Origin of the sequence: Staphylococcus ureilyticus, assembly GCF_002902235.1 — a bacterium.
Lineage (GTDB): Bacteria > Bacillota > Bacilli > Staphylococcales > Staphylococcaceae > Staphylococcus > Staphylococcus ureilyticus.
Genome location: NZ_PPRL01000081.1, coordinates 1 through 686 on the forward strand (window position 1 = coordinate 1; position 686 = coordinate 686).

At 40.4% G+C, this 686-nt stretch carries 1 protein-coding gene; it reads left to right on the forward strand.

Annotated features, from left to right (window positions below; all coding sequences use genetic code 11):
- The coding region (locus tag CD150_RS13420) for a GA-like domain-containing protein (RefSeq protein WP_206185635.1) at positions 1-686 on the forward strand (686 nt) is incomplete at both ends.

The following is a 686-nucleotide window of genomic DNA, read 5'->3' on the forward strand; positions in this document are numbered from 1 at the left end:
CCAGATGAAAAAGCAGCAGTAGATGCGTTAATACAAACATTAGAAACAGCGAAGGAAACGGCTCAAGAGAAGATAAATAGCGTACCGAACGGTACTGCGGGTAATGATGATTTACAAACAAGACTAGGTAACATCGCCTCTGTAACGTCACCAGAAGTGAACGATGCAGATGGTAACGGAGTATTAGATACGGATCAATTATCCGAAGCATCTCAAGCAGTAGTGAATGCAGAACAAGCAAAAACAGCAGTGGACAACAAGTTAACAGAAATAACATCCGATGGTCTAGTAACGCCAGATGAAAAATCTGAAGTAGATGCATTAATTCAAACATTAGAAAGCGCAAAACAAACAGCCCAAGAGAAGATAAATAATGTACCAGCAAGTACCGCAGGTAAGACAGATTTACAAACAAGATTAGATAACATCGTGTCAGTAACATCACCAGAAGTAAATGATGTGGATGGTAACGGAGTTTTAGATACAGACCAATTATCCGAAGCAGATCAAGCAGTGACAAAAGCGGAACAGGCAAAAACAGCAGTTGATACGAAATTGGCAGAAGTAACATCAGATGGTCTAGTAACACCAGATGAAAAAGCAGCAGTAGATGCGTTAATACAAACATTAGAAACAGCGAAGGAAACGGCTCAAGAGAAGATAAATAGCGTACCGAACGGTACTGC